Source organism: Hymenobacter sp. BT491, assembly GCF_014349165.1.
In the GTDB taxonomy this organism is placed as follows: Bacteria; Bacteroidota; Bacteroidia; order Cytophagales; family Hymenobacteraceae; genus Hymenobacter; species Hymenobacter jejuensis.
The window spans coordinates 1,135,527-1,159,557 of sequence record NZ_JACSJJ010000001.1 but is presented as its reverse complement, the minus strand read 5'-3'; the positions used below and the strand labels follow the sequence as shown (position 1 = coordinate 1,159,557).

21 protein-coding genes are annotated in these 24,031 nt (G+C 57.5%); 16 read left to right on the top strand and 5 right to left on the bottom strand.

What is annotated here, in order from left to right:
- Positions 1-60: 60 nt before the first annotated feature.
- The 3 genes from H9I52_RS05035 to H9I52_RS05025 all read right to left on the bottom strand — a co-directional run bounded on the left by H9I52_RS05035 (position 61) and on the right by H9I52_RS05025 (position 2,713).
- A complete protein-coding gene (locus H9I52_RS05035; protein WP_187452933.1) occupies positions 61-1,425 on the bottom strand; it encodes a POT family MFS transporter in 1,365 nt (454 codons plus the stop codon).
- A gap of 108 nt (positions 1,426-1,533) precedes the next feature.
- Complete coding sequence (locus tag H9I52_RS05030; RefSeq protein ID WP_187452932.1) at positions 1,534-1,671, bottom strand: hypothetical protein; 138 nt, start codon at positions 1,669-1,671, stop codon at positions 1,534-1,536.
- Between the two features lie 184 nt (positions 1,672-1,855).
- On the bottom strand, positions 1,856-2,713 hold the full coding sequence (locus H9I52_RS05025) for an AraC family transcriptional regulator (RefSeq protein WP_187452931.1): 858 nt from the start codon (positions 2,711-2,713) through the stop codon (positions 1,856-1,858).
- Between the two features lie 847 nt (positions 2,714-3,560).
- Here H9I52_RS05025 and H9I52_RS05020 point away from each other — a divergent pair.
- The 3 genes from H9I52_RS05020 (at position 3,561) to H9I52_RS05015 (ending at position 4,760) form a co-directional block, all read left to right on the top strand.
- Entirely contained in the window at positions 3,561-3,896 is a 336-nt protein-coding gene (locus H9I52_RS05020; RefSeq protein WP_165699265.1) for a DUF3850 domain-containing protein, read from the top strand.
- A gap of 143 nt (positions 3,897-4,039) precedes the next feature.
- Positions 4,040-4,165 (top strand): hypothetical protein, encoded by a 126-nt coding sequence (locus H9I52_RS22965; RefSeq protein ID WP_262385942.1) that lies wholly within the window; start codon positions 4,040-4,042, stop codon positions 4,163-4,165.
- A gap of 169 nt (positions 4,166-4,334) precedes the next feature.
- Positions 4,335-4,760, top strand: a complete 426-nt coding sequence (locus H9I52_RS05015) for a hypothetical protein (protein WP_187452930.1) — start codon at positions 4,335-4,337, stop codon at positions 4,758-4,760.
- 96 nt (positions 4,761-4,856) lie between these two features.
- Here the strand turns inward: H9I52_RS05015 and H9I52_RS05010 are convergent, their stop codons facing one another.
- Positions 4,857-7,085, bottom strand: a complete 2,229-nt coding sequence (locus H9I52_RS05010; RefSeq protein WP_187452929.1) for an amylo-alpha-1,6-glucosidase — start codon at positions 7,083-7,085, stop codon at positions 4,857-4,859.
- A gap of 180 nt (positions 7,086-7,265) precedes the next feature.
- The gene (locus H9I52_RS05005; RefSeq protein ID WP_187453103.1) at positions 7,266-9,296 is read right to left on the bottom strand and encodes a glycoside hydrolase family 3 protein; all 2,031 of its coding nucleotides are present in this window, start codon (positions 9,294-9,296) and stop codon (positions 7,266-7,268) included.
- 586 nt (positions 9,297-9,882) lie between these two features.
- Between H9I52_RS05005 and H9I52_RS05000 the strand changes: the two genes are divergently transcribed.
- The 13 genes from H9I52_RS05000 (at position 9,883) to nuoM (ending at position 24,025) form a co-directional block, all read left to right on the top strand.
- Positions 9,883-10,314, top strand: a complete 432-nt coding sequence (locus H9I52_RS05000; RefSeq protein ID WP_139513707.1) for a CBS domain-containing protein — start codon at positions 9,883-9,885, stop codon at positions 10,312-10,314.
- Positions 10,315-10,389: 75 nt separating this feature from the next.
- Entirely contained in the window at positions 10,390-10,812 is a 423-nt protein-coding gene (locus H9I52_RS04995) for an NADH-quinone oxidoreductase subunit A (RefSeq protein WP_187452928.1), read from the top strand.
- A gap of 14 nt (positions 10,813-10,826) precedes the next feature.
- Complete coding sequence (locus H9I52_RS04990) at positions 10,827-11,465, top strand: NADH-quinone oxidoreductase subunit B (protein ID WP_187452927.1); 639 nt, start codon at positions 10,827-10,829, stop codon at positions 11,463-11,465.
- 216 nt (positions 11,466-11,681) lie between these two features.
- Positions 11,682-13,430 (top strand): NADH-quinone oxidoreductase subunit C/D, encoded by a 1,749-nt coding sequence (nuoC, locus tag H9I52_RS04985; RefSeq protein ID WP_187452926.1) that lies wholly within the window; start codon positions 11,682-11,684, stop codon positions 13,428-13,430.
- A 198-nt stretch (positions 13,431-13,628) separates the two neighbouring features.
- Positions 13,629-14,093, top strand: coding sequence for an NADH-quinone oxidoreductase subunit NuoE (gene nuoE, locus H9I52_RS04980; RefSeq protein ID WP_187452925.1), 465 nt, complete (start codon positions 13,629-13,631; stop codon positions 14,091-14,093).
- A gap of 18 nt (positions 14,094-14,111) precedes the next feature.
- Entirely contained in the window at positions 14,112-15,407 is a 1,296-nt protein-coding gene (nuoF, locus tag H9I52_RS04975) for an NADH-quinone oxidoreductase subunit NuoF (RefSeq protein ID WP_187452924.1), read from the top strand.
- Positions 15,389-18,124, top strand: coding sequence for an NADH-quinone oxidoreductase subunit NuoG (gene nuoG / locus H9I52_RS04970; RefSeq protein WP_187452923.1), 2,736 nt, complete (start codon positions 15,389-15,391; stop codon positions 18,122-18,124). The genes nuoF and nuoG overlap by 19 nt, the downstream gene beginning before the upstream one ends.
- Positions 18,094-19,053, top strand: a complete 960-nt coding sequence (nuoH, locus tag H9I52_RS04965) for an NADH-quinone oxidoreductase subunit NuoH (protein WP_187452922.1) — start codon at positions 18,094-18,096, stop codon at positions 19,051-19,053. Before nuoG ends, nuoH begins: the two co-directional genes overlap by 31 nt.
- 165 nt (positions 19,054-19,218) lie before the next feature.
- Positions 19,219-19,734, top strand: coding sequence for an NADH-quinone oxidoreductase subunit NuoI (gene nuoI / locus H9I52_RS04960; RefSeq protein WP_187452921.1), 516 nt, complete (start codon positions 19,219-19,221; stop codon positions 19,732-19,734).
- 5 nt (positions 19,735-19,739) lie between these two features.
- Positions 19,740-20,270, top strand: a complete 531-nt coding sequence (gene nuoJ, locus H9I52_RS04955) for an NADH-quinone oxidoreductase subunit J (protein WP_187452920.1) — start codon at positions 19,740-19,742, stop codon at positions 20,268-20,270.
- Complete coding sequence (gene nuoK / locus H9I52_RS04950) at positions 20,267-20,575, top strand: NADH-quinone oxidoreductase subunit NuoK (RefSeq protein WP_139513727.1); 309 nt, start codon at positions 20,267-20,269, stop codon at positions 20,573-20,575. Before nuoJ ends, nuoK begins: the two co-directional genes overlap by 4 nt.
- Positions 20,576-20,579: 4 nt before the next feature.
- Complete coding sequence (nuoL, locus tag H9I52_RS04945) at positions 20,580-22,472, top strand: NADH-quinone oxidoreductase subunit L (RefSeq protein WP_187452919.1); 1,893 nt, start codon at positions 20,580-20,582, stop codon at positions 22,470-22,472.
- A complete protein-coding gene (gene nuoM / locus H9I52_RS04940; RefSeq protein ID WP_187452918.1) occupies positions 22,469-24,025 on the top strand; it encodes an NADH-quinone oxidoreductase subunit M in 1,557 nt (518 codons plus the stop codon). The genes nuoL and nuoM overlap by 4 nt, the downstream gene beginning before the upstream one ends.
- The last annotated feature ends 6 nt before the right edge of the window (positions 24,026-24,031 follow it).

Sequence of the window (24,031 nt, the reverse complement as noted above, 5' to 3'; positions counted from 1 at the left end):
AACAATTACTTATGGTAATTTACATAAACAGTAAAACACTATCTCATCATACTAACTGCTTTACGCAATGGCGTCTTCTTCAGCGGCGAGATACGTTTTTTCTTTTATGAAGTACGCCACCACGGCAAACAGCGTAACGTTGACGGCCATCAGCCCCACGAAAAACCAATAATAGTTGGCGCCCTGAAACCGGGCGAAAAAGCCGCCGCTGACAATGCTGTTGTTCATCAGGGCCAAAAAGAAATTGCCGGCCGCAATGGTCAGTAGCCACAGGGCCGTCATGAGGCTTTTCATGGACTCAGACGCTTGGGTATAAGCATATTCCAAGCCCGTAACGGCTACCATCAGGGTGCCGCCGGCTACTATAAAGTAGGCCAGCACCTGCCACCACACCGACGGACTGCCGCCCGTATCGAGGCTATGCTGGATGCCGGCAACCACGGCTAGCGCTACGGCCACGATCACCATGCCCGCCCCAATGCGGCGCAACGGCGTCATGCGGATGCCGAGCCGGGCCAGGCCGGGGTACACGCGGTAGGTCAGCAGCGGATTGAGCCCGATGCCAAACACAATGCCCAGAATCTGAAGCTGTTCGGGCAAAGGCGTGAAGCCGGGCCACAGTTGGCGGTTGAGGTGAGCCGCCTGCAACACCCACTCCGATACGCTTTGGTCGTAAAGGGCCCACACCACCGGAATAAACGCGAAAATCAGTCCGACACGGACTAGCGCCGCCCGGCCTTCAGCGTGGCCAAACGTCAGTTGGATACCCCGCACAAAGCCCGTGGGCGGCACCCGCACGTAGCGATGCCGTCCGAGCCAAAAAGTAAGCGCGGCCACCGCCATCAGAATGCCCGGCACTCCGAACGCCACTGCGGCCCCAAAGCGGGCATACAGTATGGGTACAAAAGCTGTGGAAACGGCCGCTCCTACGTCGATGGCCAGCTGAAACCAGCCGTAAGCCTTCGGGAGTAAGTGCGCGTTGCTGCGGTTAAACTGATCGCCCAGGTTGGCCGTGACGCTGGATTTGATGCCTCCCATGCTCACAGCCACCACCAGAAGCCCCACGCGAAACCCCTGTAAATCAGTGGCATACGCGGCCAGCAACACATGCCCCACGCAGTAGAGCAACGACACGTACAGAATAACCCGGTACTTGCCGAGCACCCAGTCGGCCAGCAGGGCTCCGAGCACTGGCATCGCGTAGCCCAACGCCACAAAGGAGTGCACTAGGTCATTGGCCCGCGCCTCTGCCAGCGCGTCGAGGCCGGGGCTGTGGGCGGGATTGTAAAACTGCGCTACCAGAAAGGTGGGCAGGATGGCGCGCATGCCGTAATAACTGAACCGCTCCGCAACCTCATTGCCCACGATGAACGGCACCGCTTTGGGGAACGTTCCGGGCTGCGCCGGCAGGGTACGGGTTGGCATACAGGGCGGGTTGAGGCGAAGAGATGCAGTGCAGCAACTTACTTATAATCAGCCAATCAGCAACCGCGGCGCGTACTTTCTCCGGTTTTTGCTTCTTGCAGCAAGCACTCAGTGATGCCCCATCGAGAACCACCACTCCAGGAGCAAGTAGCCAATTCCCAACAGGTTGATTATCATCAGAATCACCACGCGGCGCTTCCACCGCAGCAGGCTATAGCGTCGTCTGAGCCAGTGTAGTTCCTCCATCGACCTTAAGGTAGCGGCGCCGAACGCAAAAGTTGCCGGACGCACACAACTTTATTATAAGGTATGCCCTGTGTACTAGCTAGCCACGGGTAAATGGAGCAAAAATCCTCGACCTAAGGAATAGTGACTTACATATAAGTCGTTAATAATCAAAAAATTATCATCTACATCAATTTGCGACTTCCTACTCCAACTCCTCCATTTTCTGCTTGCGGTACGCCGATGGGCTCACTCCCATCAGCCGGCGGAAGGTTTTGTTGAAATGCGACAGGTTGTTGAAGCCGCTGGCGTAGCTAACTTCCGTAATGGGCAAATCTTCAAGCAGCAGCACACACGCTTGGCTGACGCGGTATTCCTGCAAAAATTCCGTCAGCGTTTGCCCCGACATCTTTTTGAAGTAACGGCAAAAAGCCGGCACCGACAGGTTGGCCAGCGAAGCCAAGTCACTTACCTCGATGGGTTGGCTGAAGTGCTGCTGGATGTAGCGGTAGATTTTGCTCAGGCGTTCTTTCTCTTTGCCGTGCAGCATCAGGCCGCCGTTGTCGGCGTGCAGAACTTCAGCATCCTGTGCTTCAGCCAGTTGCTGAAACAACTGCAACAGGGAAAGCAATCGCGGGAAAGCCGGTTGCGCCAGCATTTCCTGCAAGGCGCTGCCAATCGCGGCGCGGGTTTTGGCACCGAAGGATAGGCCTTGGTGGGCCCGCGCAAACAGCTGCTTGATGGCCGCTAACTCAGGAAATTTTCCGAACGCATCTTCCAATAAGTCGGCCCGCAACTGGAGCACAATCTGCTCGTAGGGGTTTTGGCGGCCGTAGCTAAAGCTCAGGTGCGGCAGGTTCGGTCCGATAAAAACCAGCTCTCCGTTCTCATACTGGGCGTTGTGCTGTCCAATGTGCCGCCGCCCCCGCCCCGACGGGATGTACACCAGCTCGTATTCGGGGTGATAATGCCAGAGAACATGGATGCTTTCGACGTCGGTATTGTGCTGGAGCGTAAACGAACTGCCTGCCAAAGGCTGGATGGGCTCAAATTGTAGTTTCATGTCGGTGCTGGACTAACGCCCAAAAAGAAGCAAATCGGGCAGTTTAAGTCAATATAGCATTGAAAAAGGCAAATACAGGCGTAGTAGTTCCTTCGCCGGGCCCGTATTTTTGTTATAGTTGGTTTGTAACTCACTGTTAATGAGGCACAGACACAAAGACTTTACGGCACTATTCTTTTTGGCCTGCAAGCCGAAGCGAAAAGTGACCGAAATAGGCTAACCACTGCCAAATCCTGCGGACTTCGGTCCAAGTATTTGCAGCAACGGTTGGTTCGGGCCGAAGTTGGGTGGGAATTTCTTCGGTTCCGGATTATAAAGAGGCGCTCTGGGTGGGGCGCCTTTTTTGTGCCCTTTCCGCAGAGAATATCCTCAAACTAATACTGCATTACATCCTGCCGGTTTACAGCAACTTTATAAAGTCAATACAGCACCATAACTGGATAACTCAGGCGTAGTCAGGCCCCTCTGGCGCCTGTACCTTTGTGCTTGTATTTGGTGTGCCATGCTCTCTCAGCATTTTCAGCAAAAGCTACTCTGAGAGACGCATCACGGGATTCTCGCCATAGCGAGGCAGAAGTTACAATTCTCTGCAAGCCCGCGTCCCGGCACCGCTTGCTTCGACGCGTGGAGCAAGTCATTCGGCTTACACAGCCTGGGAAATAGCAGAAACCCAAACCTTTTTCGGGAGATTTCAGTATAACCAATTGATAGTCAATTAGTTATACTGTATTTCCATTTCTGCTTCGAGCCAAAGCCCGCTCGAACTGCCCACGAAAGCTTACTCGAAGCCAAGTCTTTGAGTCCTTGAAAGACTTTCGGGCACATGGAAAACCCAACTTCCACTCCAATGAAACTCACAATGATACGCCATACTTCACATTTCAATTTACATACCGGCCCTACCCCCTACCGCACTCACGAGCTAGAGATTGGGGCCACTGAATACGCGGCCCTAGAGGCCGGCACCCGGCCCTTCGACGTCCGGTACAATGACCGCGACTACCAAGTTGGTGATGCTTTGATTCTGCGCGAATACGAGCAGGACAGCGGCCGCACCTTGCTTCGATGGGTCAGCACGGTAGTGCACGGCGGCCATTCCGGCCTTGAGCACGGTTGGTGCATTCTGGGCCTGAGCGAGCGCGCTCCGTTGCCGCCCGGCATTCTGGACACTAAACTTTGGTAAAAGGCTTTTTGCAAGCCGGTCATTCACAGTATTTTAACTAGTACAGCAGCTTGCTAGTACTAGTCTTTTTTTACGCACGGGCATAAATTTTCCCGCCAGGAAACGTGTGTCCGCGCCTTACTTCCACTTTTACATTTCCTGACATGTACATACCGTATGTCTGGCACCTCACGGCCGAAGACGGCCAGCGGGCCGTTCGCTTCCTGAAAATCTATTTTTACCGCGCCCTGCCGCGTTTCCGACGAACTGCAAAAACCTGGTCTTATTAGACCAGGTTTTTTTATTACTATCTGGGCTAGCGGTTGATTACCAATGATTTACACTTATATAGCAAGAAATATGGGCTAGCTCAACGGTAGCCGCTTTGGAATAGTATTTGTAAACGTCGGGGCCAACCAGCCGTGAAGCCGGTTTTCCTACCCTGATTTGCATTTGCCTATGCCCCTGACCCTTACTCAACCGTTGCGTCTGTATTTTGAAAACCCGGTGGGCCGCATTCTGGAACACCCCGATGGCATTGCTTGGGTACAGTACCAACCAGGGCCGCGCCAATTTGATCATCTTAAGGCGTTTCTGACTCATACCGGCCGCTTGCTGGGGCTGCGGGGGTGGCGCAAGCTGCTAGGCGATCAGCGCCTGATGGCTCCGTTCACGCCGGAAGAAAGCGCCTGGATTGTGGATTATTGGCTTGCCCATCAAGGCGACGACAAGCAGCCGCTTTACGGAGCCGTACTCTTGCCTCACGATGTATTTGCCCGCCTGTCGGTTAGCCAGATGATGCACGAAGCCCAAGCGGCCGCCCTCACCTACCGACTCTTTGAAGAAGTGCCAGCGGCCGAGGCCTGGCTGCGCCAGTTGGGATAGAGCGCCTCCGTTTCGCAACTCTATTCCGGACTTATAACCTGACAATTAGCCCTTTCGGCAAGCTGTGGTGCTTTGAAACCCAGCTTGCCGAAAGGGCTATTTTTTTGTCTGATTCAGAACCGGATGCAGCTTTAAATCAAGCGGTTGGGCAAAGGAAACTCCACTCAAAATCTTCATGCTTTGTTCGCGTTGGGCGAGCAACGCCGCTGAGGGCGCTACCGTCTGTTCCGAGAGAATTTTACCGCCTTGCCCTACCAGCCGAATCGTCAGCTTTTGATCGGTTGCTTCTACTTTCAGCACCGATTCCTTCTTGACAGCCACCGCCGTGGGCGCAAAGGGAAACACATCAACTATTACTTTGGCTTCCAAATCGTTGAAAGTATAGGAGTACGCCGTTGTATGGCCAGCCTCATACCGGGCTGATACTGAGCTCTTTCCTACCAAGAAGTTGTATTCCAGATTCTTGACCGAAGCCGGCATGCGCGGCGCCAAGGTCAGGAGGTGGTTGGCCATGTCGGGGCGGATGCCCAGAAAATACTGGTACCAGATGCGCAGCTGCTCGGCATTGGACCACGCCTGTAAGTACGCGCCCGTCAGGCGGGGCCAGCTTTCGCCGGGGTGCGGATAAGCGTCCATGTTTTCGCTCAGGCCACCGACTACGCCACGGGTCAGGGCCTGCCGATTCATGTTGGCAAAGAGTTGGTAAGCCGTTTCGGTCTGTCCGGCTTCGATCATGCGCTGCATGGCTATGCCATTGTTCCAGAGCCAGATAGCTCCGCGGTGGTAAGCAGCATCTTTGTGGTAGTACTCCGGCGCCAGATGAAACGGATGAAACTGCGGATCGTGGCGATCCAGGGAGGCCACGCCCCACGGATACACCAACTCCTCCCACGTTTTGCGAATTACTTGGTGCTTAAAGGCGGGGTCGTCCACCAGGTCTAGGGCGTAGAGCTGGTTGGGGCGCAGGGTAAAGTCGGCTAGGTTTTGCTTGTCGAGGCGGTCGGCGAGGTAGTCGTGCTGCGGGTCGCGGTAGTCCTGCTCAAAATGCGTTTTGACTTGCTGCGCCAAGCGTTCCCACTTCGTTTTGTTGGCCGAATCGTGCATGTAGGTGGCGAAATACGCCCCGGCCAGCAACTGCTGGTACCACAGCGCCTGAATGTCGTTGGCCCGACTGCCGCGCGGCGTATACGCCACGAGGTTGGCATCGCGGGCATCCATCCAGGTTTCGTTGTCTTCGTGCAGCAAATAGCCTTTCGCATCCACCCAATGCTGCAAAGCGCCTTCGATACTGGCCTGCACGTTGGGGTAAAGCTGACGGATCAGGGAGGTGTCGCCGGAGTACTTCACGTAGTCCTGCAACCCAATGATAAACCGCGGCGTGCCGTCGGTGGTGTGATAATCGATGTTGCTCGGATTCACGATGTTAGGCACCCGACCGTAGTAGCGCGAGCTTTTGTCGGTCTGCTGAAACTTGGCAAACGAAAGCAGAATCTGCTTTGCCGTTTCAAACTGTCCGGTCACCAACACAGCTCCCGGCAGCGCAATGAACTCATCGCGGCCCCAATACTCATTAAACCAAGGCAGGCCGGCGTAGATGCCATCGCCCTGCTGGCGCGTCACGAGCTGGTCCATGGTGGTGGCCAGCCAACGCAGAGCCAGGTCCAGCGAATCGTTGCTGGAACGCAGGTATGTGGTGGTTAGCAGATATTGCCGCATGCGATCCTGGCGGTCTTGCTGCAAGCCGGTACCGTTGCGCCGCACCTCCTGCAACAAAGCAGTAATTTCGGCTTCGCCCTTGCCTACTAACACGTAAAATCCATCACCAGAGGCACTTACGCGCTGGCTGATTATACTGATAGCTTGGGCCTGTTTGGGCGCCACGGCAATAAGGTAGCCTCCCTCCCGCGCCGAGAAGAAGGCCACGTTGTCCTGCTGGCGCAGGTAATGCACCTTGTCGCCCTTTAGCGCAATGCCCAAGGGTTGAGTGGCCCCACGCAGGGTTATTTCCAGTACGTTTTTGTAGTCAAATAGCCAAAGGTCCTCAACCAGCGCCGGCCCGTGCCGCCGCTCCAGCTTGTAGGGGTAGACTACAACTTCGGCTGCGCGATTGTCCAGCTTCTGGTCACCGACAAAGAGGTCGTAGCCACCAAAAACGCGGTTTTTGGCAATGTTGAGACCTTCAAACCAAGTGTATTCCGGATGATTGGTTTCGTGGGTTTGCGTGAAGTAATAGGCGGCGGCTTTGTTGGTAAACGAAACGCTGCGGTTGGCCTGGCGCGGCACCGCAATCTTCATCGTTTCCAGTATATCGCTCTTTCTGCTCATAGAAGTATCCTTGCTCCTTACGCCCTCGCGGGTACAAGCGGCCAGAATCAAGGAAAAGCAGAAGAGGAAGGCAAAAAATCGAGGCATGGGTAAAGTGCAAATGTCCACGCAAAAGTACAGACAATGCAGCCAGTAATGGCCGTTTGCTTCCGGATAAGCAACATCCAAGCCCCGATTTTTCTACAGATTGCCTTTATAGCTAAGCCCTTCGTCGTACTTAAACAGCGGATAACCAGGGCCTTCCTTGTCGCCTGGCACGTCCTCCTTCTGGTTCTTAACGGCAGCTTCGGAGATCGGAGTCGTAAAGGGCATTTTGCCAGTGGGGTCGAATTTGCCGGTCACAACGTCGAGCAGCGCTTCGGGTGTGGTGCCGAAAGTGGCCAATACGCCTTTGATCTGGCTTTTGGTGGCGTCGCCATAAATCTCACCAATAACCCAAGGGTTGGTGTAGTTGATGGCCAGCACGGTCGGCTTTTTGGCTGCCAGCGCGTTGACATACGCTACATCCACGCCATTTTTAGACAAGGAAAGCTCCAAGGGCGACCCATCGGAGGCAAACAACGGCTTCGCTCCCGGCTTGATCCAGAGCAAGATAACGTCCGCTTCTTCAGGAGTAGCCACAAAATCGACGGGATACGAGGCATCTTTGGAAGCGTACACATCGCCGGGGCCCGTGGTCGGCGTGCCAAAGCGTTTGTTGTAAGTCTCGAAATACACTTTCGTTTTGGCCTTGAGGGGCAAGGCTTTCGTCTCGTTGCGCAGCAGCACAATGGACTTGCGCATCGCCAGACTGGCGCGGGCCGCAAACCGGGGGTTGTTCACGATTTTTTCGGCGGCCGTTGCGTCTACGTACGGGTTTTCGAACAGGCCCAGCTCAAATTTTTCCAGCAACAACCGCCGCACCGAATCGTTGATGAGCGGCATGTCTTTGGGGTTGCTTTGCACGGTTTTCAGCAGTTCGGTCGGGTCGGCGGTGCCGGCGAAGATGTTGACGCCCGCTTCCAGGGCGCGTTGGTAGCGCTGCGTAATCGACAGGTCTTCAACGCCCCAAGGCATCATCTCAATCGGGCCGGTATCGGAGTTGATGATGCCCTTGAAGCCGAGCTGCGTGCGCAGCAAATCATGAATAATGGCCTTGTTGTAGGCGTAGGCAATCTGCTCGTACTGCGTGCCAACGGGCATCGAATAGTACGGCATGATGGACGAAGTGCCCGCTTTGATGGCGGCCTTGAACGGAATCAGGTTGTTGGCCAGCATACCGCCCGGAAACACCTCCTGCTTGCCCCAATCGAAGTGCGGGTCCTGGCCGTCCTTTCCGGCCCCGCCGCCGGGGAAGTGCTTGGTAGTCAGGGCCACAGAGGTGGGGCTTAATTTCGGGCCCTGAAAACCCAGAATCACCTGCGTGATCATCTGGCCTACCCAGTCGGCATTTTCGCCAAAGGTACCGTCTACGCGCTGCCACCGGGGTTCGGTGGCCAAATCGGCCATGTACATGTAGCCTTTGCGCAGGCCGGTCGCCACCCACTCCTGCCGGGCAATGTCGGCAAACTCCCGCGTCAGCTTCAGATCGCGCATCGCCGACAGGCCCAGCTCACCGGGCCAGGTCGAAAAGGCCGTTTGCCCCACGCTGGTGCCAATAGCGGCCGTGGAGGTAATGTGGTTGCGCGGATTGGACGTCACAATGGCCGGAATGCCCAGGGGCTGCTGCTCGCAGAGGGCTTGTAGGTTGTTGGCCCACTCGGCAATGATGCGGGCCGACGGATTGGCGCGCAGGATAAAATGCCGTAAGTGGTACTGGCTCACGGCTTTGGTGGTGCCGGCAGCGCTCATAACGGGCACGGGCAGTGGCTTTTTTGTAAACATGTTGGTGGTGGCCACCATGTCATCCTCGTTGAAGCCGCTGGTGATTGGGTCTTTGGTTTTGGGCGTGTCAAACGACCAGTCGTTTTTCAGGCGGGTGCTGCTGATGAGCATAAACCCGACTTTCTCCTCCACCGACATTTTACTCAGCAAATCCTGTGCTCGCGCTTCGGCCGGCAAGCGCCAGTCTTCGTACTTGTCCAGCTTGCCGTTCTTATTCAAGTCTTTGAACTTCAGCCCATTCTGTTCGATGATTTTAGCCGAACGATTTCCCAGAACGGGCTGCTTCGGCTGGGTTTTGGCTTGGCCCTGCACCGGTTGTACGATGCCCAGAAAGGCTAACAACGCCATGCCGACTAAAACGGAGGTTAAGTTTTGCCGTTTCGGGCCAGCGGCGTGCCGGCTGCCGGAAGAATGAGTGGGATTTGTGGGGATGTGCTTCATGGCGAGCTAGGGTTTGCAGGGTTGTCGCAACATTTCCGGACTAGGCCGGATACTCCAGGTAAGTACCGAAAACTTGCCCTTGGCTTCACGAAACTCGCTGACTTTATTCACGATAACGTTTGCGGCGTGTCGGCTCGGGGCTCCTCTTTTTATCGAAAAATGCACCCTCTCTCCGGCTGCTTTCGCGGCGCGAGCCAGTTTTTATAGCTGTTTTTTTGCAGGGCTATTGGTCATCCAAAGAGCAAGGGAAATTCGGCGTGCCGAGGGAGGACAAAAGAATATTACTAAACAGCAGCGATGCTTTGCTGTGCCCGGTACGGCGCCCGGAGCGTTTTATTCGACTTACCAGAGGTTATTCATTACTACTGCCTACGGTAAGTAACTATAGATCAAATAATTATGAATTAATAATATTCGCGAAATCAACAATATTATTCGTATATTAAATTGAATTTTTAGTATAAATAAATTCTAAGCCGGAAGGGAGGGCCACATGGGAACTGTCAGGCACATTTTGCAGAGAAAACCCAAAAATCTTTTCTATGTAGAACCCACTTTCACCGTTTACCAAGCGCTGGAGCAAATGGTGGAGCAAAACGTAGGCGCGCTGATGGTAATGCACGACGGCCACCTGCTGGGCATTTTTACCGAGCGCGACTACGCCCGAAAAGTGATATTGCGGGGCAAGGCGTCGAAGCATACGCACGTGGAGGAAATCATGAGTGAGCACCCCGTGGTGGTTTCGCCCAACGACTCGGTCGAGGAGTGCATGAAACTCATGACCAGTCGCTACATCCGCCACTTACCGGTGCTGGAAAACGATACCGTCATCGGCCTGATTTCCATTGGCGACATCGTTAAATACATCATCGACGAGCAGAAATTTATTATAGAAAACCTGGAGCACTACATTTCAGGCACCTGATAGCAAACGCATTATCTTTTTTCAAATAGATTTTAGTCGGGTAGTACTTCAAATCCGTGCGGAGGCGGAAAGGCTATGCATGCTTCAAGCGGAACGGGGCCGGTATTGTGGCCACTTCTGGTGTACGGCGGCATTGTGCTGGGGCTGGTGGCGGCGATCCTGGGGCTTTCCTACGCGCTGGGGCAGCACCACACGGCCCGTGCCATGGGCGAGCCCTACGAAGGCGGCATTATAGGCGAAGGCACCGCGCGCATTCGCTTCTCCTCGCAGTTTTATTTGGTGGCGATGCTCTTTGTCATCTTCGACATCGAAACCATCTTTATCGTCTCTTGGGCCATCGCTTTCAAGGAGTTAGGCTGGTACGGCTACAGCGGAGTGCTGGCCTTCATTGTGCTGCTGGTAGTGGTGCTGATCTACGAATGGCGCAACGGAGCGCTCGATTTCGGGCCTGATGGCCAACGCATATTACGGGCTTACAAACGGATGTTGCGATCTTAAAACGGCCCACAACTATGAAATGGTGGCTCACGAAACCCGACGCGCCCGCCAACGCCATTCAGGGCACTAGCTCCTACGAAGAGACTGTGCAGCAAAGCGTTATGCTCAGCACCGTGCAGGACCTGCTGGCTTGGGGCCGCAAAAACTCGATGTGGCCGTTCCACTTCGGGCTTTCGTGCTGCTTCGTGGAAATGGCCACCAGCATGACGCCAAAATACGATGTGGCCCGCTTCGGTGCCGAGGTAATCCGCGGCACGCCCCGCGAAGCCGACGTGATGATCATTGCGGGCACCGTGTTCATCAAGATGGCGCCCATTATCAAGCGGCTGCATGAGCAGATGATGGAGCCTAAGTGGGTGATTTCCATGGGTTCGTGCGCCAACTCGGGCGGCATGTACGACATCTACAGCGTGGTGCAGGGCGTCGACAAGTTTCTGCCCGTGGACGTGTACGTGCCCGGCTGCCCGCCCCGCCCCGATGCGTTCATGGAAGGCCTGATGCTGCTCGCCGACCGCGTCGGCCACGAAAAACGCCCGCTCAGCTGGACCATCGGTGAGCAAGGCGTTTTCCGCCCCGACAAAACCGAAGTAAAGGCCACCAAGCGCGAACGCTGGGACACGATGACGGACTTCCGCTCTCCGGACGAAGTATGAGAAATAAGATGAAAAACATGCCTTCCCCTCACCTGCACCTGTCACCCTGAGCGCAGCGAAGGACCTTCTCACGGCAGAACAACAGACGTCAGCAACGGTGAGAAGGTCCTTCGCTGCGCTCAGGGTGACAGAGGATTTTATAGTTTTTACAACTGTTTGACAATTAATATTTTACATAATTAGCAGCAGCATCCCAGGAATTTAAAATTCCTAGTCATGGAAAATGGCAGCGGCATTATAGAGCAATTGCAGGCGCGATTTGGCGAAGGCATTTTTAAGCCCCAAACCACCCGGGATGAGATCCTCACCCTCTGGCTGCCGCTTGACCAGATCAAACCGGTGCTGGCTTTTCTGAAAAACGAGGTTGCCCAGCCCTTCCGCCTGCTGTTCGACCTCACGGCTCTCGACGAGCGCACCCGCAAGCGGGATAACGGCCACGCGCCGTACAGCTTTACGCTGGTGTATCACCTGTTTTCGTTTGGCCGCAACGAGTTTATTCGGCTGAAGGTCGGGCTGACTGGCGAATTTCCGTCGGCGCCCAGCATTACGGGCTTGTGGGCCAACGCGAACTGGTACGAGCGCGAGATTTTCGACATGTTCGGCATCAAGTTCGACGGCCACCCGCACCTGTCGCGCATCCTGATGCCGCGCACCTGGCAGGGCCACCCACTGCGCAAAGAGCACCCGGCGCGGGCCACCGAAATGGGCCCCTTCCAGCTCTACGACGACAAGCAGGACCGCGAGCAGGCCGCCCTGCAATTCCGCCCCGAAGAATGGGGCCTGGAGCGCCAGAGCGAAGACAGCGATTTCATGTTCTTGAACATCGGGCCGCAGCACCCCGGCACGCACGGCGTACTCCGCATCATTTTGCAGCTCGACGGCGAAGACATTGTCGATGCGATTCCCGACATCGGCTTTCACCACCGCGGCGCCGAGAAAATGGGCGAGCGCCAATCGTGGCACACCTATATCCCTTATACTGACCGCGTTGACTACTTGGGCGGCGTCATGAACAACCTCGCCTATCTGCTGGCCGTGGAGAAGCTGGCGGGCATTGAGGTGCCCGATCGGGTGAAGGTGATTCGGGTGATGCTGTGCGAGCTGTTCCGCATTGCCAGTCATCTGGTGTGGTACGGCACGTTCGCGCAGGACATCGGCCAGCTTTCGCCGGTCTTCTACATGTTCACCGACCGCGAGCGCGTGTTCGACATTGTGGAAGCCGTGTGCGGCGGACGCATGCACCCCAACTGGTTCCGCATCGGCGGCGTGTCGCAGGATTTGCCCATCGGCTGGGAGCGGCTGGTCAAGAATTTCCTCGATTACTTCCCCAAAAAGCTAAAGGAATACGACAACATGGTGCTGCGTAACAGCATTTTCAAGGCGCGCACCCAGGGCATCGGCATTTTCACCCTGGAAGAAGCCATCGAATGGGGCGTAACCGGCCCCAACCTGCGGGCCTGCGGCTTCGAGTGGGATTTTCGCAAAAAGCGGCCCTACTCCGGTTACGAGATGTTTGATTTTGAGGTGCCCACCGCCACCAACGGCGACTGCTACGACCGCGCTTTGGTGCGCGTAGCCGAAATGCGCCAAAGCCTGCGCATCATCGAGCAATGCATGAAAAACATGCCTGAAGGCCCCTACAAAGCCGATCACCCGCTTACCACGCCGCCCCTGAAACACCGCACCATGCACGACATCGAAACGCTCATCACCCACTTTCTGGGAGTGAGCTGGGGGCCGGTGATTCCGCCCGGCGAGGCCATGAGCTGCATTGAAGCCACCAAAGGCGCCAACGGCTACTACCTCACCAGCGACGGCAACACCTCGCCCTACCGCGTGCGCATCCGCACTCCCTCGTTTCCGCACATGCAAATGCTACCCTACATCAGCAAAGGCTACTCCGTCGCCGACTTGCTTTCCATCCTGGGTGCTATGGATTATGTCTTGGCTGATATTGACCGGTAACCCCCTCGTTATGAGCGCCTTATAGGTCCGACCGATCGCCGGCAGCACGATGGGTGTTTGGCCTGTTGGGGCGGATGTTCAGGCGTCAACCGGTCGGACCGCTAAGGCGGTCGGACCGGGAATACGGCTTCTGATACATAGTATATAAGTACTTGATTATTAATAATTTATAAATCATAGCACCAGCCATCATTCGCCATGCTTACCGCCGAGGAAATCCTGCAAATCGAGCACGAAATCAGCCTCGTTCCGAAGAGAAAAGCGGCCTGTATTGAGGCACTGAAAATCGTGCAGCACAACCGCGGCTGGATCTCCGACGAAAGCCTGAAAGACGTAGCCGAGATTGTGGATATGTCGCCCGCCGAGCTCGACAGCGTGGCGACGTTCTACAACCTGATTTTCCGGCGGCCGGTCGGGCGGCATGTGATTTTGCTCTGCGACAGCATCAGCTGCTGGGTGATGGGCTACGAAGAAATCCGCGATTATCTCTTTACCAACTTAGGCATCCAATACGGCCAAACCACTGAGGATGGGCGCTTTACCCTCCTGCCCAACGCCTGCCTCGGCACCTGCGACCGTGCCCCGGCCCTGATGATTGGCAACGACCTGTACCGCAATTTGACGGTGGACCAACTCGACGAGATTTTGAGCAAATACAGCTAACCCTAAAGCGGGCTCCCCATGGAAACGCCCCTTACCCAGCACATTGTCGCGGGCCGCAAACCCCTCAGCCTCAAAGAGTATGAGCAAGTGGGCGGCTACCAGTCGGTGCGAAAGGTGCTGAAGGAAATGACGCCGACCGAGGTGCAGAACTTGGTGAAAGACTCGAACCTGAAAGGACGAGGCGGCGCCGGGTTTGCCACGGGGCTGAAGTGGAGCTTTGTCCCAATGGGTCCTGACGCGGCGATGCCTAAGTACTTGGTAGCCAACGCCGACGAGATGGAGCCTGGCACCTTCAAAGACCGGCTCTTGCTGGAAGGCAACCCCCACCAGCTCCTCGAAGGGATGATTGTGGCGGCGTATGCCATTCAGGCCAACATTTCCTACGTGTTCCTGCGTTGGGCCTATAAGCTTGCTGCTCAAGAGATTACCAAAGCCATTCAGGAGGCGTACGACGCGGGCTATCTGGGCAAGGACATCCTGGGTTCGGGCTACAACCTGGAAATGTACCTGCACACCGGCGTGGGCCGCTACATGTGCGGCGAAGAAACGGCCCTGCTGAATGCCCTGGAGGGTAAGCGGGCACACCCGCGGGCCAAGCCGCCGTTTCCGCAGGTGAGCGGGTTGTTTGGCAAACCCACCATCGTCAACAACGTCGAGACGCTGTGCAACCTGCCGCACATCGTTAACAACGGCGTGGAATGGTATAAAGGCCTGAGCAAGAGCGCCGATACGGGCACCAAGCTCTACGGCGTGAGTGGCCGCGTCAAGACGCCCGGCTGCTGGGAGCTGCCGATGGGCGTCACGATCCGGGAGCTGCTGGAAGACTACGCAGGCGGCATGCAGGACGGCTACCTGTTCAAAGGCGTGCTGCCGGGCGGTGCCTCCACCGACTTTCTGGTGGAGCAGCACCTCGACACGCCCATGGATTATGCCTCCATTCAGGCGGCGGGCAGTCGGCTGGGCACGGGCACGATGATTATTCTGGATGACCAAACCTGCCCGGTGGGCTTTGTGCACAACCTCCAGCACTTTTTTGCCCAGGAATCGTGCGGCTTCTGCACACCGTGCCGCGAAGGGCTGCCGTGGGTGGAAAGGCTCCTGCTCGCCATCGACCAGGGCCGCGGCCATCCCGAAGATATGCAAGCGCTGGAGTTTCACACCAAATACCTCGGCCCCGGCAACACGTTCTGCGCGCTCGCGCCCGGCGCCATGGAACCGCTCCAAAGTGCCCTGAAATACTTCAGGGAGGATTTTGAACGACACATCTACGAGCATCACTGTCCCTGGAGCAAGGTATGGCAACCATCTATATAGAGAACAAGCCTTACGAGGTGAGCGCGGGCAAAAACCTGCTGGAAGTCTGCCTCGCGCTGGGCTTCGACCTGCCCTACTTTTGCTGGCACCCGGCGATGGGCTCGGTGGGGGCCTGCCGGCAGTGCGCCGTGAAGATTTTCAAGGACGAGAGCGACACCCGGGGCAAGCTGTTCATGTCGTGCATGGAATCGGTACGCGACGGGCTGCGCCTGTCCATTTCGGATGCGGAAGCCAAGGAATTCCGCGCCCACGTCATCGGCTGGCTCATGACCAACCACCCCCACGACTGCGCCGTGTGCGACGAGGGCGGCTCCTGCCACCTCCAGGACATGACCGTGATGACCGGCCACAACTACCGCCAGTACCGCTTCGACAAGCGCACCTACCGCAACCAGTACCTGGGGCCGTTTCTCAACCACGAAATGAACCGCTGCATCCAGTGTTTTCGGTGCGTGCGCTTCTATAAAGACTATGCCGGCGGCAAAGACCTGGACGTGTTTGCCGCCCACAACCACCTCTATTTTGGCCGCAGCGAAGACGGCGTGCTGGAAAGCGAGTTTAGCGGCAACCTTGCCGAGGTGTGCCCCACCGGCGTCTTCACCGACAAAACGCTCAAGCAGCACTACACCCGCAAATGGGACCTCACGATGGCCCCGTCGGTGTGCCACCATTGCAGTCTGGGCTGCAACATCACGGCCGGCGAGCGCTACGGCTCGCTGCGCAACATCACTAACCGCTACAACGGCGAGGTCAACGGCTATTTCCTCTGCGATCGGGGGCGCTTCGGGTATGAGTTTGTGAACAGCGCCAATCGCATTCACAAGCCCTTGCTACGCAATCAGTTACCGGAAGCCACGGACAAGCAGACCGCGCTGCAAGCCACGGCCGCCGCCATTAAGCAAGGCCGCGTGATTGGCATCGGGTCGCCGCGGGCTTCTCTGGAATCGAATTTTGCCCTGAAAACGCTGGTCGGTGAGGCCAACTTCTACGACGGCGTTTCCGACGCCGAGCACGATCTGATCTGCCTCGCCCTGCGCATTCTGCGCGAAGGCCCAGCCCGCAGCACTTCGCTGCGAGAAGTAGAGCAAGCCGACGCCGTATTTATCCTTGGCGAAGACCTGACCAACTCGGCCCCCATGCTGGCGCTGGCCGTGCGGCAGTCGGTGCGCCAACAGCCTATCGCCGAAGAAGTTCCGAAAGCCAAGTTCCCGGTGTGGCAGGATGCCGCCGTACGTGAATTGCTGCAAAACGAGCGCGGCCCGCTCTTCAGCGCGACGCTCGACCACACCAAGCTCGACGAAATCGCCACCCAAACCTACTTCGCCTCCCCCGACGACATTGCCCGCCTGGGCTTTGCCGTGGCCCACCTCATTCACCCCGATGCCGCCGAGGCGGAAGGCTTGCTGCAGGAGATGCAAACGCTGGCCCAACAGATCGCCGATGCCCTGATAGCCGCCAAAAAGCCGTTGGTCATTTCGGGCACTTCCAGCGGCAGCGAAGCGGTGCTGAACGCCGCCGCCAACATCGCGGCGGCTTTGGTGGTCCGTGAAAAAGCGGCCGGCATCGTGCTCACGCTGCCCGAATGCAACAGCTTGGGCCTGACCATGTTGGGCGGCCACCGCCTCGAATCGGCGTTCGATGCTATCGGGAACGGCCACGCCGATACGGCGATTATTTTGGAAAACGACCTGTTCCGCCGCGCGCCGCAGGCGACCGTCACCCGTTTTCTGGCCACCTGCAAACAAGTCATCGTGCTCGATCACCTGCACAACCCGACCACCGAAAAGGCCAACATTCTGCTGCCCGCCGGCACTTTTTCCGAGGCCGATGGCACGCTCATCAACAACGAAGGCCGCGCCCAGCGGTTCTACCAAGTCTATCCCACACCCGACGATATCCAAGAGAGTTGGCGCTGGCTGATGGAATTAGGCAATGTATTGTCTCACAACCAGATAGCGAAATGGCGCGCTTTCGATGATGTTTTGCGGGCCATCACTACCGCACAGCCCGAACTCACTGGTATTGAGGAAATTACCCCACATGCCGATTTCCGCATTGCGGGGCAGAGAATCCCTCGTGAGCCGCACCGCTACAGCGGACGCACCGCCATGCGCGCTAACCTCAACGTGAGCGAGCCCAAGCCGCCGGAAGATCCCGATTCGGCCATGTCTTATACCATGGAAGGCTACCGCGGCGAGCCGCCCGCTTCCATGATTCCTTTCTTCTGGGCGCCGGGCTGGAACTCCATCCAATCTACGAACAAGTACCAGCAAGAAATCGGGGGCCACCTGCACGGCGGCGACCCCGGCGTGCGGTTGATCGAGCCGGCCGCCAAAGCCGCCGAGGCGTTTTTCGCCAGCGCGCCCGAAGAGTTTCAACCGCTGGCCGGGCACCTGCTCCTGCTGCCGGTGCACCACACTTTCGGCTCGGAAGAGCTGAGCATGCACGCGCCCGGCATTCACGAGCGCGCCCCGTCGCCCTACGTGATGCTCAATGCCAACGATGCGCTGGCTATGAAACTCGCCGTGGGCGAGCCGCTGGAGTTCAACGTCGGCGGCCAGGCCTACCGGCTGCCGGTCCGGATTAGCCCCGATTTCCCAAGCGGCACGGCCGGTTTGCCGGTCGGTTTGCCGGGCGTTCCTTATGCCGAATTACCTGCCTGGGCCATCTTAAACAGCGATTTACAATGGAAGCAGCAAGCCCAAGTTACCTACTGATTGTCGGCGGGGTGCTGTTCGCGGTGCTCAACGTGGCCGCCGGACTGATCTGGATGGAACGCCGCATGTTGGCGCTCTGGCAGGATCGCTACGGCCCGAACCGCGCGGGGCCATTTGGCCTGTTTATCGTGCTCGTGGACACGATCAAGCTGTTTTTCAAGGAAGACTGGATTCCACCGTTTGCCGACAAGCCGGTGTTCGTGCTGGCGCCTGCCATCGTGGTGGTGTCGGTGCTGATGGGCTTCGTGATCATCCCGTTTGCCCCCGGCGTGGTGGTCGCCGACCTCAACATTGGGCTGCTGTTTTTCCTGGCTGCTTCGTCGATGGGCGCTTACAGCATCATCCTCGGCGGCTGGGCTTCCGACAACAAATACGCCCTGCTGGGCGCCATGCGCGGTGCGGCGCAAATGATTTCCTATGAGGTATTTATGGGCCTCGCTTTGATGGGCGTGGTGCTGCTCAGCGGCTCGTTCAACCTGCGCGAAATCGTGGAAGCTCAGCGCGGCATGTGGTACGTGATCCCGCAATTCATCGGCTTCGTCATCTTCCTGATTGCCGGCGTCGCCGAAACGCACCGCCTGCCCTTCGACATTCCAGAGGCGGAAAGCGAGCTGATCGCGGGCTTTCACTCCGAGTATTCGGGCATGAAGTTCGGCATGTTCTTCATCGGCGAATACATGGGCATCACCCTGATTTCCTGCCTCGTCGTGACGCTGTATTTCGGCGGCTGGCTCGGCCCGGCGTTCCTGCCGCCAATGGTGTGGTTCGTGCTCAAGACGTTCGTGTTCATCAGCTTATTTATCCTGCTCCGGGCCTCCATGCCCCGCCCCCGCTACGACCAGCTCATGGAATACGGCTGGAAAATCCTGCTCCCCCTCACGCTGCTGAACCTGATGGTGACGGCGGCTATTGTATTGATTAACAAATAGTTACTAAACAACTTAATTGTCATCCTGTGCAGAGTGAAGGACCCTCTCACGCCAGAACAACAGCCGTCTGCAACGCTGATAAGGTCCTTCGCGCTGCTCAGGATGACAGACGTGAGTGAAGTTATTCTCGCCTATTCTCTACCCTCACCTCAAAGCCCCGCGACCATGTTCAGTCTTCTGCGCAGTATGTGGCTTACGTTTCTGCATGCGTTTCACAAGCGCGAAACCATTCAGTATCCCGAAGAGAAAGCGCCGCTTTCAACGCGGTGGCGGGGCCGCATTGTGCTCACGCGCGACCCCGACATGGGCGAGCGCTGCGTGGGCTGCTATCTCTGCGCGGCGGCCTGCCCTGTCGATTGCATCTCGCTGCAAGCCACTCAGGATGAGACCGGTAGGCGCTACCCGGAGTTTTTCCGCATCAACTTTTCGCGCTGCATTTTCTGCGGTTTCTGCGAAGAAGCCTGCCCCACCTACGCCATCCAGCTCATTCCCGACTTCGAGATGGGTGAGTACGACCGCCAGAACCTGGTGTACGAGAAAAAGGACCTGCTCATCAACGGGCAGGGCAAGTACCCCGGCTACAACTACTACAAGGTGGCCGGCATGGCCATCGGCGGCAAAGACAAAGGAGAAGCCGAGAACGAACGCGAGCCCATCGATATCAAAAGCTTAATCCCCTGACCGTTATGGCATTAACTTTCTACGTTGCGGCGGCCGTAGCGGTAGCGGCTACCTTTTTGGTGATCACCTGCTACAATCTGATCCACGCGCTGCTCTACCTGGTGGTGTCGTTTCTGGCGATCTCCGTGGTGTTTTTCACACTCGGGGCGCCGTTTATGGCTGCCCTGGAAATCATCATTTACGCGGGCGCCATCGTAGTGCTGATCATCTTCGTGATCATGATGCTGAACCTCACTTACGAGGACGTGCAGCACGAAAAGCAATGGCTCACGCCCGGCGTCTGGGCCGGGCCGGCGGTGCTTTGTTTGGTGCTGTTTGGCGAGCTGATCTACATCGTAACCACCGACAACACAGCCGCTTCCGCTGTGCGGGCCGTCGATGCCAAAGCCGTGGGCCTGTCGCTGTACGGGCCCTATGTGCTGGGCGTGGAGCTGAGCGGCATGCTGCTGATGGCCGGCATCGTGGGCGCGTATCACCTGGGCCGGCAGAAGAAAAAAGTCATTCACCGCTTTTTGGAACAGGAGGCCGCCGCATGAACCCCGTCTCGATGGAATCCGGGTTGCTGCTGGCCGGCATCCTGTTTATGCTCGGGCTGATCAGCGTGCTGATTCGCCGCAACATCATCTTCATGCTCATCTCCGTGGAGATCATGCTCAACGCCGCCGGGCTGGCTTTTATCGTGGCCGGCTCGCACTGGGCGCAGCCCGATGGGCAGGTCATGTTCATCTTCATCCTGACCATGGCCGCCGCGGAAGTGTCTGTCGGACTGGCACTTATCCTCCAGATCTATCACCGCCTCAAAACCCTCGACAGCGATGCTGCCAACCTAATGAGAGGATAACGCTATGGCACACTACCTGTGGTTGATTCTCGCCTTCCCGTTCGCCGGCGCAATTGTGCTCCTGCTGGTTGGCCCGCGTTTGTCGCGGGCCGTCGCTGCGGTCATTGGCGCTGGCAGCATCGGGCTTTCGGCCGTGGCAGCGATTGCTGTGGCCCTGGAATTCAGCACGGCCCGGCCCAACCCGACCTTCTACCATCAGGTGCTCTGGAACTGGTTTGACGTGGCCGGCTTTAGTCCGTCCATTGCCTTTCACTTGGATGCGCTTTCGCTGGTATTTGTACTGGTTATCACTTGCGTGGGCTTTCTCATCCACCTCTACTCTACCGAGTTTATGGCTGACGATGAGGATTTTAGCCGCTTTTTCGCCTGCATGAACCTGTTTGTGGGCGCCATGCTGGTGCTGGTGCTCGCCGACAACCTGCTGCTGCTGTACCTGGGCTGGGAAGGCGTGGGCCTGTGCAGCAACCTGCTCATTGGGTTCTGGTACAAAAACCCCGCAAACGGCTACGCGGCCCGCAAAGCCTTCATCGTCACGCGCGTCGGCGACACGGCCATGATGATCGGGCTGTTTATGCTGTTTCAACAGTTCGGTACGCTGCACATTCAGCAAATCGCAGAGCAGGCCGCGCAGGTGTGGCCCGTGGGCTCGCCCGTGGCGTTGTCGGTGGCGCTGTTGCTGCTGGGCGGCGCGGTGGGCAAATCGGCGCAGCTGCCGCTGCAAACGTGGCTGCCCGATGCCATGGCCGGCCCGTCGCCGGTGTCGGCGCTGATTCATGCGGCCACGATGGTCACGGCGGGCGTCTACCTGATTACGCGCATGCACGTCGTATTCGAGCTGGCCCCGGTGGCACAGGCCACGGTGGCCGTTATCGGGGCGCTTACCCTGCTGATTGCCGGCTGTAGCGCCCTCACTCAGAACGACTTAAAGCGCGTGCTGGCTTACTCCACCATCAGCCAGATTGGGTACATGTTTCTGGCATTGGGCTTGGGGGCGTGGTCGGCAGGCATCTTCCATTTCATGATTCATGCCTTCTTCAAAGCGCTGCTGTTTCTGGGCGCCGGGGTCGTCATTCAGGCCCTGCACCACGAGCACGACATGACGCGCATGGGCGGACTGCGCCATAAGATGCCCGTCGTGTTCTGGACCTTCCTGATCGGTTCGGCTTCGCTGGCTGCTTTGCCTTTGGTAACCGCCGGCTTCTACAGCAAAGACCAGATTTTATGGCTGAGCTTCGCCGGCGAGCGCGGCAGCTTGGGTCTTTACGCAGCGGCGCTGCTGGGCGCATTTATCACGTCGGTGTACACGTTTCGGATGGTGTTCATCACCTTTTTCGGCGAAAGCAAAACGCCCATCGTCCATTATCCCGGCTCCCGGATGACGCTGCCGCTGGTGGTGCTGGCCGTGCTTTCGCTGGTGGGCGGCTTTATCGAGCTGCCGCACAACCTGGCCCAGTTCACGCTGTTTTCCAACTTCTTGCGTCCGGTTTTGCCCGATGTTGTGGTCAAGCCCAACTACGATGAGCTGGAGTGGATTATGCAGCTGGTAGCGGCGGCGGTTTCGCTGAGCGGCATCTACGTGGCCTATGTATTCTACTTAAAAAGCCCGGCGATGGTGCAAAGCCTGGAGCGCTCCGGGCCGGCGATGGCGCTGCACCGGTTCTGGCACGCGGGCTGGGGTTTTGATGCGCTCTACGACGCGTTGCTGGTGCGGCCCTACGTGTTTTTGGCCAACCTCAACCGCCGCGACGTCATCGATCGGTTCTACACCCTGCTCACCGACCTCACCCAGGCCCTGCACGGACTACTGGCCCAGACGCAAAACGGCGTATTACGCAACTACTTGACAGGCATTGCATTAGGCGCGGCGGCTATTCTCACCCTAAGTATTCTGCTATGATACTGATCTGGCTGATTGTGGTGTTGATGGTAGGCGGACTGCTGGCGTGGCTCTCGCAGCGGTGGAGCGAGCGCCTGCCCCGCTGGATCGCCCTCGCGGTGGTCCTGATCGACTTTATCCTGACGCTCTGGATGTGGGGCGACAACCTGGGCATGGCGGACGCCAATTCGCCGTGGCTGATCCGGCTGGAGCGGCCCTGGATTCCGCAATTTGGTGTAAGTCTGAGCTTTGCCCTCGATGGTCTGAGCTTGCTGATGCTATTGCTTACCTTCTTTCTGGGGCTGCTGGCCGTGCTGATTTCCTGGCGCGAAATCACGAGCCGGGTGGGCTTTTTTCACTTCAACCTGCTTTGGGTGCTGGCGGGCATCACCGGCGTGTTCCTCACCATGGACTTGTTTTTGTTTTACTTTTTCTGGGAGGTCATGCTGATCCCGATGTACTTCCTGATCGGCATTTGGGGGCACGCCAACCGCAACTACGCGGCTTTTAAGTTTTTCCTGTTTACGCAGGCTAGCGGGCTACTTATGTTGCTGGCTATCTTGGGTTTATACTTCCTGCACGGCAACGCAACGGGCATCTATACGTTCGGCTATTTCGGCCTTCTCGATACGCCCATGACCATTCAGGCCGAACGCTTGGTGATGTTCGGGTTCCTGGCCGCTTTCCTGGTGAAGCTGCCCGTGGTGCCGTTCCATTCGTGGCTCCCAGACGCCCACTCCGAAGCGCCTACGGCCGGCAGCGTGATTTTGGCGGGGCTGCTGCTAAAAACCGGGGCGTATGGCCTGCTGCGGTTTGTATTGCCGCTATTTCCGATTGCTGCCCAGGAGTTTGCGCCCTGGGGCATGCTGCTGGGCGTGGTGGGTATCTTGTACGGGGCCATGCTGGCCTACTCCCAAACCGACCTCAAGCGGCTGGTGGCCTACACCAGTGTCAGCCACATGGGGTTTGTGGTGCTGGGCGTGTTTGCGTTCAATGCATGGGCGCTGCAAGGCGTTGTGATGCAGATGATTACGCACGGCCTGAGCACCGGCGCGCTGTTTATTATCTCGGGCTTTCTCTACCAACGCCTCCACACCCGCGACATCAACCGCATGGGCGGCTTCTGGGCGCCGGCCCCCCGCATGGGCGTCATTGCGCTGGTGTTCGTGATGGCTTCGCTGGGCTTGCCGGGCCTGGGCAACTTCATTGCGGAATTTCTGACGCTGGTTGGGGCGTGGCAGGCCAACCCCACCCTAACGGTGCTGGCCGCCTGCGGTCTGGTGCTGGCCACGGCCTATTCGCTGTGGCTGATGCAGCGGGTATTTCTGGGTCCGGTGCAGCCCAGCATCCTTCTACCCGACCTGAACCCGCGCGAAATGCTGATTGCCGTGCCCTTAGTGCTGCTGATTTTGTGGCTGGGTCTCAACCCGCAGCCCGTCCTGAACACCGCCCAACCCGCTATCAATCAGCAGCTAAAGGCTTACCAGGCGCCGCCCACCGCCCCGCAAGTGGCACGGCAGCAAGCCACACTGCCCGTTGCCTCCGCCGACTCCCTCGCCCTTCGCAAATTATAAGCAGCT

Coding starts and splice junctions, on each gene's coding strand:
- nuoI (WP_187452921.1), top strand. CDS start 19,219: ATGTTCAGTCTTCTGCGCAGTATGTGGCTTACGTTTCTGCATGCGTTT.
- nuoE (WP_187452925.1), top strand. CDS start 13,629: ATGCTTACCGCCGAGGAAATCCTGCAAATCGAGCACGAAATCAGCCTC.
- H9I52_RS05035 (WP_187452933.1), bottom strand. CDS start 1,425: ATGCCAACCCGTACCCTGCCGGCGCAGCCCGGAACGTTCCCCAAAGCG.
- H9I52_RS05020 (WP_165699265.1), top strand. CDS start 3,561: ATGAAACTCACAATGATACGCCATACTTCACATTTCAATTTACATACC.
- H9I52_RS05010 (WP_187452929.1), bottom strand. CDS start 7,085: ATGAGCAGAAAGAGCGATATACTGGAAACGATGAAGATTGCGGTGCCG.
- H9I52_RS05015 (WP_187452930.1), top strand. CDS start 4,335: ATGCCCCTGACCCTTACTCAACCGTTGCGTCTGTATTTTGAAAACCCG.
- nuoL (WP_187452919.1), top strand. CDS start 20,580: ATGGCACACTACCTGTGGTTGATTCTCGCCTTCCCGTTCGCCGGCGCA.
- nuoK (WP_139513727.1), top strand. CDS start 20,267: ATGAACCCCGTCTCGATGGAATCCGGGTTGCTGCTGGCCGGCATCCTG.
- nuoJ (WP_187452920.1), top strand. CDS start 19,740: ATGGCATTAACTTTCTACGTTGCGGCGGCCGTAGCGGTAGCGGCTACC.
- nuoG (WP_187452923.1), top strand. CDS start 15,389: ATGGCAACCATCTATATAGAGAACAAGCCTTACGAGGTGAGCGCGGGC.
- H9I52_RS05005 (WP_187453103.1), bottom strand. CDS start 9,296: ATGGCGTTGTTAGCCTTTCTGGGCATCGTACAACCGGTGCAGGGCCAA.
- H9I52_RS04990 (WP_187452927.1), top strand. CDS start 10,827: ATGAAATGGTGGCTCACGAAACCCGACGCGCCCGCCAACGCCATTCAG.
- nuoF (WP_187452924.1), top strand. CDS start 14,112: ATGGAAACGCCCCTTACCCAGCACATTGTCGCGGGCCGCAAACCCCTC.
- nuoC (WP_187452926.1), top strand. CDS start 11,682: ATGGAAAATGGCAGCGGCATTATAGAGCAATTGCAGGCGCGATTTGGC.
- nuoM (WP_187452918.1), top strand. CDS start 22,469: ATGATACTGATCTGGCTGATTGTGGTGTTGATGGTAGGCGGACTGCTG.
- H9I52_RS05025 (WP_187452931.1), bottom strand. CDS start 2,713: ATGAAACTACAATTTGAGCCCATCCAGCCTTTGGCAGGCAGTTCGTTT.
- nuoH (WP_187452922.1), top strand. CDS start 18,094: ATGGAAGCAGCAAGCCCAAGTTACCTACTGATTGTCGGCGGGGTGCTG.
- H9I52_RS22965 (WP_262385942.1), top strand. CDS start 4,040: ATGTACATACCGTATGTCTGGCACCTCACGGCCGAAGACGGCCAGCGG.
- H9I52_RS05030 (WP_187452932.1), bottom strand. CDS start 1,671: ATGGAGGAACTACACTGGCTCAGACGACGCTATAGCCTGCTGCGGTGG.
- H9I52_RS04995 (WP_187452928.1), top strand. CDS start 10,390: ATGCATGCTTCAAGCGGAACGGGGCCGGTATTGTGGCCACTTCTGGTG.
- H9I52_RS05000 (WP_139513707.1), top strand. CDS start 9,883: ATGGGAACTGTCAGGCACATTTTGCAGAGAAAACCCAAAAATCTTTTC.